The 13,315-nt window shown below is 45.4% G+C and carries 11 protein-coding genes and 1 riboswitch; of the genes, 6 read left to right on the top strand and 5 right to left on the bottom strand.

The window, feature by feature from the left end:
• Positions 1–54 precede the first annotated feature (54 nt).
• The 4 genes from F0220_RS17450 to F0220_RS17465 form a co-directional block, all read right to left on the bottom strand.
• A complete protein-coding gene (locus F0220_RS17450; RefSeq protein WP_105599090.1) occupies positions 55–1,134 on the bottom strand; it encodes a hypothetical protein in 1,080 nt (359 codons plus the stop codon).
• A gap of 258 nt (positions 1,135–1,392) precedes the next feature.
• Positions 1,393–2,829: a branched-chain amino acid transporter BcaP gene (locus F0220_RS17455; protein WP_223199722.1), complete on the bottom strand. Its 1,437-nt coding sequence runs from the start codon at positions 2,827–2,829 to the stop codon at positions 1,393–1,395.
• Positions 2,830–3,351: 522 nt separating this feature from the next.
• Positions 3,352–4,722 (bottom strand): amidohydrolase family protein, encoded by a 1,371-nt coding sequence (locus F0220_RS17460; RefSeq protein ID WP_373419891.1) that lies wholly within the window; start codon positions 4,720–4,722, stop codon positions 3,352–3,354.
• Between the two features lie 120 nt (positions 4,723–4,842).
• Positions 4,843–5,394, bottom strand: a complete 552-nt coding sequence (locus tag F0220_RS17465) for a CGNR zinc finger domain-containing protein (RefSeq protein WP_105599091.1) — start codon at positions 5,392–5,394, stop codon at positions 4,843–4,845.
• A 144-nt stretch (positions 5,395–5,538) separates the two neighbouring features.
• Between F0220_RS17465 and F0220_RS17470 the strand changes: the two genes are divergently transcribed.
• The 6 genes from F0220_RS17470 to F0220_RS17495 all read left to right on the top strand — a co-directional run bounded on the left by F0220_RS17470 (position 5,539) and on the right by F0220_RS17495 (position 11,578).
• Positions 5,539–6,039, top strand: coding sequence for a DinB family protein (locus tag F0220_RS17470; protein WP_105599092.1), 501 nt, complete (start codon positions 5,539–5,541; stop codon positions 6,037–6,039).
• Between the two features lie 84 nt (positions 6,040–6,123).
• Positions 6,124–6,277: riboswitch (FMN riboswitch) on the top strand.
• A 144-nt stretch (positions 6,278–6,421) separates the two neighbouring features.
• Positions 6,422–7,402, top strand: coding sequence for a DMT family transporter (locus F0220_RS17475; protein WP_074095439.1), 981 nt, complete (start codon positions 6,422–6,424; stop codon positions 7,400–7,402).
• Between the two features lie 325 nt (positions 7,403–7,727).
• A complete protein-coding gene (locus tag F0220_RS17480; RefSeq protein ID WP_105599093.1) occupies positions 7,728–9,224 on the top strand; it encodes an amidase in 1,497 nt (498 codons plus the stop codon).
• 148 nt (positions 9,225–9,372) lie between these two features.
• Positions 9,373–9,990: a DUF1989 domain-containing protein gene (locus F0220_RS17485; protein ID WP_091019596.1), complete on the top strand. Its 618-nt coding sequence runs from the start codon at positions 9,373–9,375 to the stop codon at positions 9,988–9,990.
• 117 nt (positions 9,991–10,107) lie between these two features.
• Positions 10,108–10,734, top strand: a complete 627-nt coding sequence (locus tag F0220_RS17490; RefSeq protein WP_017688112.1) for a LysE family translocator — start codon at positions 10,108–10,110, stop codon at positions 10,732–10,734.
• A gap of 82 nt (positions 10,735–10,816) precedes the next feature.
• The gene (locus F0220_RS17495; protein WP_091019597.1) at positions 10,817–11,578 is read left to right on the top strand and encodes a YqcI/YcgG family protein; all 762 of its coding nucleotides are present in this window, start codon (positions 10,817–10,819) and stop codon (positions 11,576–11,578) included.
• A 56-nt stretch (positions 11,579–11,634) separates the two neighbouring features.
• On the opposite strand, the gene F0220_RS17500 is transcribed toward F0220_RS17495, so the two are convergent.
• Entirely contained in the window at positions 11,635–12,981 is a 1,347-nt protein-coding gene (locus tag F0220_RS17500; protein ID WP_105599094.1) for an amino acid permease, read from the bottom strand.
• Positions 12,982–13,315: the final 334 nt, after the last annotated feature.

The raw sequence follows: 13,315 nt of genomic DNA on the forward strand, positions 1-13,315 counted from the left end.
TTATTTACACGGGCACTGCGATGACAGAACAACCTTCCTAAGTTGAACAGTGCTCTACGCTTCATCCACAATGACAATGTCAATCAGCGGAATGATCGCTTCGGGTTTGCCTTGACTACGGGTAAGTACAAACGATGGCAATGGATTCTCGTGCAGGCCATTCACGGATTCACAGATCTGAGTATATAAATCCATGTGCAACGTCTCGCCTTCACCCGCCACATCAATGACAGGCCAATCGTTCTGAACGCAGGCAGGCCAGTAAGCTAGTTCATTCGCAGGTACGATACTTAATTGTTGAATGGACGGATCAATACGGTAGATCCCTTGCCGTTCAGGTTCATCACCCAGTTTGTCCATGGCAAGTATTCCAGCCGACTGCTCATCTGGTGCAGAATAGAGTGAATAACACCACGGAGTCACGCCCCAGGCAATCGCCATCAGCCCCTCTTCCAGCAAAGTATCCGACAGTTCACCTTCCGTAAATTGTTCGATCAGATTGTGGTTACCTGGTCCAATCAGTTCCTCCACACGCTTAGCGAGTCGAGGCAGGTCAGCGAGGATGAATCCTCCTCTGCCGTAGGAGTCAAATACATGATGGTTTCTGCTCCACACAGCTTGAGATGGCGAACTCAACGACGCTGCTTCTGCCGGAAAAAGCGATATAAATGTGGTAATCACCTGCGCGTACTTAACCATTGCAATCTGCTCAGGTTCGAGTGCACCTTCAGCAATACGTGGTGTTTTCATATGCAGGGAGATTCGAAGTTCGTATTCCCCTTCTATAAATTCTGACCAACCAAAATCAACAGAATGTTCAACGCCTTTAATAGAAGCAATGGAGATCGAGCTATCCGGTTTCAGGTTAACAGCATACTGCACGTATGCTAACTCCTGACCGTAGATGATATTGGCATCCTGACGATTGACGGGCGAATCCAACTGTTGTGCAATGACAGATACCTTACGTCCATCCTTCAGAAGACGCTGCGGATCAATATCCAACTGCAATCCGTCTTCACGTCCTAATTGTGAAACAATTAACTGCGCCTCTGCAAGTACGGATGAGTCAGCTAGTGCAAATCCAAAAGCTACATTTTGATGATCTGAATTCGTATGTAATGGTGTGTTCATGATACATCCCCTCTCTTATGTCTGATGGCATGTCACATCCCCAAATATATTTCATATTTGGCTAAGCCGCAACCCCTCCCCTGTGATTAAGTTGGTTACGTCCCTTATTACTTACCCATATATGAAGAAAATTCCAACCTTCCCCTGCTGTTATCATCCTTTATCTTTCTATATAAAAAATCCCCATCCCGCTTCGCCTAAGCGATACGAAATGAGGAAAAATGAAGATGTTCTCGGTTAAAGACCTTCTCAACTAATCTATTTGTCCTTCGCTCTGAACGCACTGGAGATCCGGCGTGCCGGATTCAGATGACTGTAATGCCGTCCATACGCAAAGTAGATAATCAATCCGATGATCAACCAAGCAAAAAACGTTATCCATGTCAGAGCCGCAAGGCGTGTCATCAGGTATACACAACCCAAAGCACTCAGAATCGGAATCAGTGGCACAAGTGGAACGCGGAATCCGCGTTTGAGATCAGGGTTATTTTTACGCAACACAATAATGCCCAGACTTACAACTGCAAAAGCAAACAACGTTCCGATGTTCGTAAGCTCCGCTAAATGTCCCAACGAGATGAATCCGGAGAACAAAGCCACGATAATGCCTGCAACCCATGTTCCTACCGCTGGTGTCTGACTCTTGCCACTAACCTTGGAAAAGACCGGAGACAGCAGTCCGTCACGAGACATGGAATAGAGCAAACGTGTCTGACCATACATCATGACCAGTAATACGGTCGTAATGCCGGCAATCGCTCCAAGAGATACAATCCAGGACAATCCCTTCAGTTGAACAAATTCAAATGCAAACGCAACCGGATCACTTACATTCAACATGTTATAAGGTACAATCCCTGTGAGGATCAACGATACAACAATGTAGAGAACGGTACAGATTGCCAGTGAAGCAATAATTCCAATCGGCAAATCCCGTTGTGGCTGCTTAACTTCTTCTGCCGCTGTGGAGACCGCATCAAAACCGATATAAGCAAAGAATACGGTTGCTGCTCCCGCAGTTACACCTGAGATACCAAAAGGCAAAAATGGCTGCCAGTTGGTTGGCTCTACATAGAAGACACCCACACCAATAAAGATTAACACCACGATAATTTTAATGGCTACCATGATGCCGTTCGCACGAGCCGCCTCTTTTACCCCTCGGGTTAGCAGGAAGGTGATAATTAACGTAATGACCGCAGCCGTGATATCAAAATAGGTTCCCTTTTCCGGGCTGAACGCACTCGTCAGTGCATGTGGTAACTCCAATCCGAATCCGGACAATAACGTCTGGAAATATCCAGACCACCCGCTGGCTACTGCCGCACTCGCGAATCCATACTCCAATATTAGATCCCATCCCAGAATCCAGGCAATCACTTCGCCAAAAGCCGTATAACTATACGTGTACGCACTACCCGATGCCGGTATGCTTGATGCAAATTCCGAGTAACATAATGCCGCGAATGCACATATGATACCTGCCAGTAAAAATGATAATACAAGTCCGGGTCCGGCATACGTTGCGGCAGCTACACCGGTCAGTACGAAAATGCCTGTTCCAATAATGGCACCTACCCCGAGTGTGGTTAAGTCCAACGGACCGAGTGCCCGTTTCAATGCACTGTTGTTATCGCCCCCGGAGGCAATTGGTTTTTTGCGAAATAATGAAGATCGTTGTTCGTTCTCACGCATAGTCATGTTCCTCTCGTCATGAATCTTGAATGTGCTATGGATGTAGCAGAGATTGGATGCCTTCCCATCTGTTCTATGAAAAAGTCATTTGTTCTATCTTATCGATCACCTATAAAAACCTATCGAATTCTACACGTTATCGCGTTGCTTGGTTAAATTTATTTTTAAGGATCTCTTATTTTGTTCTTTTTTCGCGAAAATTATCATGAACTGTTGCACGGGGATGAATATGAAAATCGATTTAAAACAAAACTGCGTATAATTTATATTATGCGCAGTTTTTATAAGCCTTATTTTATATAAAAAATATCCTTAATGCCTTGTTATCTGAAGTTACGAGAATGAGAGCTTTTTTCGTCTTTTTCCGCTGTCTCTTCTTCCGTTATCCTGTCTATTTCGACGATATGCAAGCATGTAAAAGAGCCACATCGCATGATATGGCTCTTCCTTTCCTCTTTATACAGCTAAAGGTGTATATGAAAATACGAAGTAAATATTTCTTGGCTTTTATGAAAAAGCGAATTATGAAAAAGCAATTCTCTCCGCGTCCGACATCCGGTATTGGGATAATAAATAATCTTTGCTCTGCATTGCCGCATGACGAATCGCATCTAAATCAACATTCAACAGCTTACCCTCTCGCTTCACAAGGCGACCTGCCACAAACACGGTATCCACATTGGATGGATTAGCGAACTGAACGACAGCGCCGATTGGATCATGAACGGGGAACATATTCAGATCGGTGGTACGAATCATGATCAGATCCGCTTCCTTTCCTGGGGTCAGCGTTCCGACCTTCTGCTCCAATCCTAATGCTTGGGCACCAGCCGAAGTTGCAAATCTCAGTACTTGGCTGGACTGCAAGTTCAACTCACCAGGCATCTCACCCTGCTGCAAAAGTTGTTCATTGGCTCTGGATCGTTCAGCTTGAAGTGCAAACTTCATCTGCGAGAACATATCTCCGCCTGTGGACGTTACCACATCTACACCAAGTGTAGGGGTTCCCCCATGTTCGAGAAAATAGCCGGTGGCCGGATATCCATGACCCATCATCATTTCAACCTCAGGTGTGACCGACAAGGAAGCGCCGCTATCTGCCAGCATTTTGTATTCATCCATGCCCATGGTGTTACCATGAACGATATTCACCCGTGGACTTAACAGTCCCGCTTCGTACAATTGACTAATCGAGCGATCCACAGATCCCCAACTGCCAAATCCTGCATGCATGGAACAGATGGCATCCAACTCTTGTGCTAGCTCGATCTCTTTTACCGTTGTATCCCAATGACTGAACTCCGGACCACGAATGGCAAGCCCATAAGTAAGCAATTGATCCCGTGATGAAAAATAACGTTCTTTGACTCTTCTCACATCATTATTCGAATACGTGAGTTGACTATCCCGATTCCAGTAGTCGGTCTCACCAGGGACTCCGTGAGCAAATACCGCCCGAATGCCAGCATCCTGAAGTCCACGAATCAATTCATCCGTATGGTCAGGGGAATACGGCATGCTCCAATCCATTACTGTCGTAACTCCTGCATTAAGCGCTTCCAAGGAACCAAGTAGGTTGGCAATATAACTATCTTCTGGACGGAGCTTGCTCCCCATCGCACCATAATAGAGATTCTGCAAATAAACGGGTAACGACCAGTTGGTTCCCGCTGTTTTGACAAGGGATTCCCACATATGCCGATGCGTGTCCACCAGCCCAGGCATAATAATCATCGATGAAGCATCAATGACCTCCGCACCCGGAATATCCAGGTCGGGCTGGATCGCCATGATCAGTGAATCCTGAATCAGAACGTCCGCCCTCTTATACTGTCCAATTCGAGCATCCATCGACAACACACAGCCATTTTTCAACAGATAACTTGTCCGCACAAGACACATCTCCCATCTAATTTGGTTTGAAAGACGATCACATCCTGCTTACGAATCCGTACTGCTTCTGACTATTTTTTCGCTAGTATATATACATTATATAGTTATTGTTAGTATTTATCAATTTTGGGATTTGTGTTTCGCCCGAAATCTTCTGACCTTCATCAGGTTGCCGCACATCTTATCATCACAGTACTTCTGTGTTCTGCTTCGGGTAACATCATAGAACATCCAGCGACAATCCGAATTATCACAGATCCGAATCCTACGCCCTTCTCCCTCCACCAAAGTTGTAGCAAAGTCAGCAGCTACCTCAGCCATAACCTGATGCCAATGTGCTTTTATAGCTACCAGTTGGAGTTTCATTTCCTGATCAATTGTAGTCAATGTTCTTTTTAAATGCCCTGCTTCCATAACACCATTCAGCCACTGTTGCTCTTCATCCGTTAATGATGCTCCAGAAGATAAGCGAGCTCCAAGAGCCATCAATTCGTTCCTGAAGTTTCTCATCGACAACTCATCTTCTGGAGATGCAGGGACAGAAGCGTTAAGTTGCCATCGATCCAGAAAGTCTTGCTGCCAGCTCGCCTTCCCGAGTCTGTCCTCCGATCGATCTCCCCCACGCCAGTCGTGATAATCGCTGTTTACAAAATCGGTCCAAAGTCTGTCCATGTCTACCTCCGTTTAATGTAACTACCTTAATTCAATAAAGGTGGTTACACCCTGCCTTTGATGTGTTATATTAAGTGTAACCTCATTAATCAGTTTTAGCTAGTTACATCATACATCACAATAATTCTCAAGGAGGAAACGGCAATGACGAAAACAACAGCATTAGATGTGTTACTGATTCAAAAGGATAATACATGGGATCAATGCAATTGGATTGTACCTTTGTCGAAATCCTTGGAGGGTCTTACAGCAGAACAAGCAGCCTGGATTCCACCCTCAGGGGGATTAAGCATCTGGCAGTTGGTTAACCATATGTATTATTACAACCATCGCTTATTGTGTCGCATGCAAAGTAAGGAGCCTACCCTTCCTGCTGTAGACTCCAATGAATACACATTTGGGAATCCGGGAGATGCAACGGATGCAGCTGGTTGGAATACACTGCTACAGGGTACAACTCGATTAGCCCAGCAGTTGCGAGATCAATTGGCTGCACTCGAAGAGTCAGATCTTGAAGCCGCATATATGGACTCCGAAGAGAAATGGGCACACGAACTGGCTCTTTGGGTACTCCATGATGCGTATCACGCAGGTCAGATCGTGCTTCTTCGCAGACAGCAAGGAAGCTGGAAAATCGTTTTCTAAAAAAAATGCTTGAACTGCTAGCGCTTACAGGAATAAGATGAACTTATTAATGTTACAGCTTGTTTAACACACTATATAATTGAATAGGATCTTCGGGGTAGGGTGCAATTCCCAACCGGCGGTGATGTTCTTCGGAACCAGCCCGCGACTCGCTATTTGTTCTTAACGAAGGACATTTAGCGACTGACTTGGTGTGAATCCAAGGCCGACGGTACAGTCCGGATGAGAGAAGATCAACACATTGACATGCCGTTCACGGGAAGGCCTCTTTCCTGACGCATGTCCTTGGATGAGCCCCCGTTTATTTGGTATATACCAAAACGGGGGCTTCTGTCGATTTTGCCAACTGAAGATTCCGTGTTCTGACGAAGGAGTCCTGAATATGGAAAAGACATCAGCAGCATCACCTGTTTACCGCAAGGAACGAAGTAATACCGGATTCTGGCTTGTAGTTCTCGGCGCCGCCTTATGGGGGGTCGACCCACTCTTCCGCATTATTTTGCTAAATACGATGACATCCACGCAGATTGTACTGGTGGAACATATCATCGTCAGTCTTATTGCCATTCCCGTGCTATGGAAATTCCGGTCTGACCTGAAAAACCTGCGCGCTCGCCACTGGATTGCCGTGATTTTTATCTCATGGGGAGGTTCAGCACTTGCAACGGTGTTGTTCACCATGGCACTAACACATAACGATCCGAACACAGTTCTATTATTGCAAAAAATGCAACCACTCTTCGCTATCGTGCTGGCTAAACTGTTATTGAAAGAAACGTTGCCTCGTCGCTTCGGTGGATTGTTCTTCATAGCATTAGCAGGAACCTACCTGCTTACATTTGGCTTCACATTGCCATTAGGTAACTGGGACAACTGGATTCATGCTGGAAGCTTGTTATCCCTTGGGGCCGCTGCCTTATGGGGAGGTTCAACCGTTATGGGACGATTGATGCTGGGTCAGGCGCGTTACGAAACCGTCACCTCTCTTCGTTTTGTCGTTGCTCTCCCGCTCCTGATTTTTATGACGTGGAACGAAGGTGCGGCATGGACGTTTCCGTCCGGAACGGGTGAACAGACCGCTGTCATCCTCAACATTCTCGGTCAGGCATTGTTACCAGGTTTGCTCAGTCTTCTGTTGTATTACAAAGGTCTGTCGTCAACCAAAGCTTCTGTTGCAACACTCGCAGAACTTAGCTTCCCGATGGCGGGTGTGTTGGTGAACTGGATCGCTTTCCGTACGCTGATTACATGGGAGCAGTTGCTTGGTTTTATTTTAATCTGGGTGGCCCTCTTCGCCATTTCCAGACAGCAGGAAAGATCATCAACTGCGGCGGATGCTGCACCGAAGCTGCGTACAGAGTAAGTGGATATATCCGAGGTTCTCCTATAAACAAATAGTCAAATATAAAAATAAAACCATTGCATATCAAATTAGATGAGCAGTGGTTTTTTTATTTCCATTTCTCGATGTTACTCGATCATTTTTTCAATTAGCAATATAAGGTATTAACCCTGTCCTTTATTTCTATATCGCAAATACAAATACTCCCCTCTTTTCCCTCCAACCTCATAACGGATATGCATATCATCGCACTTCGTCTCTTCTATGTTTTGTCTTTTGTCTAATCCGGTGGTACGATGACATATGGAATAAACAGATGAATTATATTCAGAGAGGAACGATCATAATGTCTTCATTCTCATATACCTCCTACGACGCTATAGGTTTGGCTGAACTGATCCGATCCCGGGAAGTATCCCCGGTTGAATTGCTGGAAGCGGCGTTTGCACGCCTTGAAGAAGTGAATCCGCAACTTAATGCAGTTATTCGTACATATGAAAATCGTGCACGGGAGGAAGCCAGTTTGGTTCGCCCTGGAGAACAACCTTTTGCCGGTGTGCCCCTGCTCCTGAAAGATATCTCGCAATCCTTGGAAGGTGAATTTCTCACTTCAGGCTCCCGTCTGTTCAGCGAGCATCGCGCATTACGCAATTCCAATTTTGTCACTCGACTCCGTGATGCGGGTTTTATCATCATAGGACATACGAATACGCCCGAATTTGGCTTGAAAAATATTACGGAGCCCCGCCTCCATGGCCCAAGTCGCAATCCCTGGAATATCAATCACTCTCCAGGTGGATCTAGCGGTGGTGCCGCTGCCGCTGTAGCTTCGGGTATTGTTCCTCTGGCCGGAGCCAGTGACGGAGGCGGTTCGATTCGTATCCCGGCTTCCTTTAGCGGATTGTTTGGATTGAAGCCAACCCGCGGGCGCACTCCTGTAGGACCGGGAGTTGGTCGTCAATGGCAAGGCGCATCGATTGATTTTGCCCTCTCTCGCTCGGTTCGGGACAGTGCTGCATTGCTTGATACCTTACAAGTCATACAGCCTGAAGCTGCATTTCATGCGCCACTCTTTCCAGGCAGTTACTTGGCAGATATGAGCTATCCACATCAACGCAAACTGAAAATTGCATACACAACCGATTCGCCCGTAGGTACACCCGTCAGCGTAGAAGCCAAAGAGTCTGTACTCAAGCTCGTTTGCTGGTTGGAAGATCAAGGTCATCATGTTGAAGAAAAACTCAGTCCAGTCAATGGAGTTAGGTTGATGGAGAATTATTACATGATGAACAGTGGTGAAATGGCCGCGATGATCTCTTCCATGGAACGATCCATGGGTCGGGCTCTGACCTCCGATGATATGGAGATTGAATCCTGGGTTCTGGCTGAAGCTGGAAAAAAGGTGTCCGCCGCGGAATTTGTACATAGCTTAGCTGAATGGGATGTAGCTGCAGCTCAGATGTCCACCTTGTTTGAGCGTTATGACTTCTATGTCACACCCGTTAATGCTTTTTCTGCGCCTAAGATTGGAGAATTAACACCTCAAGACGAACAGATCCGTAATCTGATGCGAATTAGTGAGTTGGACAAGACCCAGCAGCAGCAACTCATTTATGAAATGTTTGAGCCCAGTCTTACGTATACACCTTTCACCCAGCTTGCAAATCTGACCGGCCAGCCTGCGATAAGTGTACCTCTTCATATGACACCAGAAGGTTTGCCAATGGGTGTACAGGTTATGGCAACCAAAGGCCGTGAAGACTGGTTGCTGCATCTCGCTGGTCAGTTGGAAACATCCGAACTTTGGATTGGGATGAAAGGTAATCCTCTGTTCCCAGCATAAACGCAATATTTTACACGTTTCTGATGAGTAATCTTTCATCCACTCTATTCTTATTTTTCATATTCGCATGCCTACATTACTTGCTATAGTGCATGAAAGCAATGTCGTCTCCGCATACTGAAGTAAAAAGACATCGGAGGAGACAGTGATGAATTCAACGGAATCTCATAAACAATCTATTCACATTCCTGCCAAGACAGGCTACGCTCTTAGAGTGAAAAAAGGCTCACTGATCCGTATAACTGATTTGGAAGGGCAGCAAGTGGTTGACTTTGTCGCTTATGATGCACAGAATATTAATAATCGGCTTGATCCCGGGGTAACCCTCGATGTCCTGCGCAATTACAGAATTAAACCGGGGCAATGCCTGTATTCCAACCGTTATAAACCTCTCATTTCCATTGTCAGTGAAACTGTAGGCATTCATGATTTTTTCAATTCGGCCTGTCGTCCGGAAATGTATGAGGTCTTATATGATAAAAAGGACCATCCCAGTTGTTATAATAATCTGAATACTGCTCTTGAACCTTTCGGTATCTCTCCCCCGGATCAACATTATCCTTTCAATCTGTTTATGAATTCCGTAGTAGATGGTGAAGGCAAAATTGATGTTATCGCTCCCGAATCATGTGCAGGGGATTATGTTGAAATGGAAGCTTTGATGGATCTGATCATCGGTTTATCGGCTTGTCCGTGCGAGGAAAGTTCTTGCAATGGCTATCATTGTACACCTGTTCAACTCGATGTGGAGTCGCCTGCTGGTTAAAGTGCTATATCCTCACAGTTTGTTCTAATTCACTCCTTGCGGGAATACGATGACTTGTACCCATTTTATGTGACTACTGGTACAATTCGTCGAACCCGTTAAGGAGTGAACGTATTTATGTCTGTACTGTTCAGTTATATTATTCTGGGAATATCATTGTCCGCTCCAATCGGTCCGATTAATGCTGCTCAACTGGACCGTGGAGCTCGACATGGATTCATGCATGCCTGGATTCTAGGACTCGGAGCTATGTTTGCAGACTTGGTGTATATGCTGCTGATTTATTTTGGAGTTGCCCATTTTCTGGACACGCCGTTTATGCGCTCTTTTCTCTGGTCATTTGGCAGTTTTATTCTGATTTACACGGGAGTGGAAACGCTCTCGAAGCTGAAACAGGGGATTCAAGGTACATCTACTGCGGAGGCGACTGTTCGAAAATCGTTTATTTCTGGCTTTTTGATGGCTCTGTCCAATCCACTGAATATTTTGTTTTGGCTTGGGATCTATGGCTCCATTCTCGCGACAACTGTAAAGCATACGGACACCGCTCATTTACTGCTCTACAGTTCAGGCATATTTATTGGCATTCTGGTGTGGGATGTCATTATGGCTGGAATGGCCAGTCGATTCCACAAACATAGCAGTGAAAATGTATTGCGCTGGATCTCCATCATTTCGGGAATCTGCCTGATCGGATTTGGTTTGTATTTCGGTTACGAAGCTGTGCGTTCCATATTTTTCTGACAATAAAATCAGGCTGGACAGTCACCCAACTTCCCCCACATTAATACTGTAACGGTATCATGTGGAATGGAGTTGGGAATCAATGGCGGAGCTGTATAGTGCCGACGAAATAAATAGTTTATATGAGCGTCTACCATCTTGGCAGCAGGACGCTTATTCGCAATTTGCAGATATGATCGCCGATGAAAATAATACGTATCCATGTGTACCTGGACGAATGGGATTTCTGTCCGGACATTTGAGGTATGGCTTTACGTGTGACCCCCGATCTGAACAAGCTGCCGAAGATATGGCGGATCTGCTTAGACAATATGGTCCTGTATCCAGAGACACCGGTCATTACGCTTCCATGGTTGTGATCTGTGATACGCCAACTGATCTGAAAGATCATACAACGGTAGAGCAATATCAGACGTTATTCTGGCAAATGCTTAATCGGGTAAGTTCACACGATACCGAGCCGTGGCCAGAACATATTTCAACCGATCCTCATGATTCATCATGGGAATTTTGCTTTGGCGGAGAGCCTTACTTTTGTTTCTGTGCAACTCCTGCACATGAACTCCGAGCCAGCCGGCATTTTCCTTATCTCATGTTTGCTTTTCAACCACGGTGGGTATTCGAATCCATTAATGACAATACCCCTCTTGGCCGTAAAATGAAAACCTTGATTCGCAAACGTCTCGCTGCGTATGATGCTGTACCTGCTCACCCTTCGCTGATGTGGTATGGTCAGCAAGATAATCTGGAATGGAAACAGTATTTCTTGCCTGATGATGAGCAGACACCCTCCAAATGTCCATTCATGCGGATGAAGCAAGCCCTAGGCAAGTTGACGAAATAATCTTAAAGCACTCATTAATCCGTTGTGCGACATCCACGAAAGTTGCTGAAAGGTACTTATGGTTTGGATGGTGCTGACTGCGGTGGTTTCGAGCCACGAACCTTATGAACAACATACGTGATGATCCCAAGAAATACGACAAGTCCCACACTTGCCAGCAGACCCGTTCTGCTGGCTTTTTCCATCGCTGTTCCGGCCACAGCGGCCACAATTAATACCATGGCAATCCACACTTTGATGCGATTCCACTTCACAGGCTTCATTTTTTTAATGTACGTGATGCAGATGAGCAGCCATGTATACATTAATACCAGACTACCTGCTGTCGTCACATATTCAAACAAACTCTTGGGCATCCATAATGCCATCAAGGTAGACAGGACTAATCCAGCCGCTGTACAGCACAATGCCTGAAGTGGCATGTCCTTTTTTCCCCAGGTCTTCGTGAACAGCTTTGGTGCATCTCCATCTTCTGCGAGTTTCACCAACATGGACGTAATGGCATATAACGAAGCCACCATCGTCGAGAATCCGGCTATAATCAGAATTCCGTTGAGAATGTGGACCACAACGGTTAATCCAATGGTTGACATGGCTTTGACAAGCGGGCTTTCATCTGGAGTTAACTGAGTTGAAGGCACAAGCAACAGGATCAACGCAATTGAAATCACATAGAGTGTACTCACCGATAATAACATTACTCGACCTGATTTCACTGCATCTTTTGGTTCTTTCAGGTTAGCTGCCATCAACCCCATAACCTCGATCCCGGCAAAAGCAAAGAATGCATAGATGAAACCGGTCCATACGCCTTTACCCCCATGCGGGAACCACTCATTCTTCAATTGCTCTGGTGTCACTTTTACCGGTAGCCAACCTAGACAAGCCGCTCCTGCTATAGCTATAAATGCAACCGTTGCAGCAAGTTTGATTACAGCAAGAATATTCTCCGTTTTGGTTAATCCCTTTGCTCCCAGTGCAGCAATGAAGAGACCTATAGCGGCATAGATCGCAACAAATGTCCAAAGCGGAAACTTGGGAAACCAGAATTGAGAGAACAGCCCAAGTGCCGTTAATGAGCTGCCCATGATGAGCATTTCAGAGAACCAGTACATCCATCCACTACCAAAACCAGCCCAAGGTCCGAATGCTTCGCCTGCATACGTTCGAAAAGCGCCTTCCTTTGGATCTTCTGCGGTCATCTGTGCCAGCGCACCAAATACAAAGTAAGTACCTGCTGCCGCCAGCACCAACAATATAAGTACGGATATCCCAGCCCAATGAATCGCCAGACTGGTCCCTAGAAAAAATCCCGTTCCCAGTGTGCAACCCGCGCCAAACAGGGATAAGCTGACCCAACTTAGTTTTTCGTCGTCGTTTTTACGGTGTTGCTGACTTTTCATGAAGCTCCTCCTTCTACCTTATCCCCTTACGATTTACAGGTCATGGAGGTTTTATGTCTGTATTGCCAAAAAGAATTATTATTAGTTTACATAATATTTAATATGTTTCATTTATTCTGATGATGCTTTTAAGCTGTATGCTTTTTAAGCTGTATGCTTTTTAAGATCAGAATAAAGATATATTTTCAATTCTATTTAAATCCGCAAAAAAAGTGGTTGACTTCAATCGCTTAGAATGGTTTTCCTTTTAAACATGGTGGTGCGTCAATGTGGCTATATGAGAGATGGTAACTAAGGTGGGAAAATGATCTCTCTATTGTGAATTTTTCATATG

Origin of the sequence: Paenibacillus sp. 37, assembly GCF_008386395.1 — a bacterium.
Classification (GTDB): Bacteria; Bacillota; Bacilli; order Paenibacillales; family Paenibacillaceae; genus Paenibacillus; species Paenibacillus amylolyticus_B.